At 58.3% G+C, this 809-nt stretch carries 1 protein-coding gene; it reads right to left on the minus strand.

Annotated features, from left to right (window positions below):
- Nucleotides 1-809, minus strand: an 809-nt coding sequence (locus AC1DRJ_RS30505; RefSeq protein WP_477805389.1) for an oxidoreductase, incomplete at both ends; no start/stop codon positions are given.

Genomic DNA, 809 nt, shown 5'->3' on the forward strand with positions numbered 1-809 from the left:
CTCCAGCCAGGATCAATGCGGTCGTTTTGAGGCCTTTGCGGCAGCTGCGCAGGAGTGCCTTCAATGCATCCTCGCGGGCTATCGAATTCTCGGCTGCCAGGAAAAAGTGTGTTTGATCCATGACGTGAACGTAGGCAATATTTCGCTCGCCCAGACCCGCGCAGAGGGCCATGTAGGTCTCGTCGATTTCCGGGTAGAGCGGCATGTCCATCAACTGACCGTAAGGCGAAATACGGATGCCCACACGATCTGCGCCGATGCGCTCGCACACAGCGTCCACCACTTCGAAAACAAAACGCAGGCGGTTTTCCAGGTTCTGCGCGCCGTAGTGATCGGTACGGTCGTTGACCATCGGGTTGATGAACTGCTCGAGCAGATAGCCGTTGGCGCCATGCAGCTCAACACCGTCGAAGCCAGCTTCTATGGCATTAGCAGCGGCCTGGGCGAAGTCTTCGACCACGCGGCGTACTTCGTCGGTCGCTAAGGGACGGGGCGTGGATGTCGGCATAAAACCTGGCTCACCATTCTCGGTGTAGGCGTAGGCTGTAGCGCCATTTGCAGCCTTCCCGGTTGCGCTGACAGGGGCGGCACCGTCGATTTGAAGCGAGGTGTGGGAGACGCGACCCACATGCCACAACTGGGCGAAAATCTTGCCGCCGACGCTGTGCACCGAATCAGTGGCGAGTTTCCAGCCAGCAATTTGCTCTGGCGTGTAAATGCCTGGGTTGAACAGATAGCCCTGGCCCTCTCGCGAGATAGGCGTACCTTCGGTAACTATCAAGCCAGCTGTTGCGCGTTGGGTGTAGTAC

This window comes from Pseudomonas sp. P5_B2 (assembly GCF_056400445.1).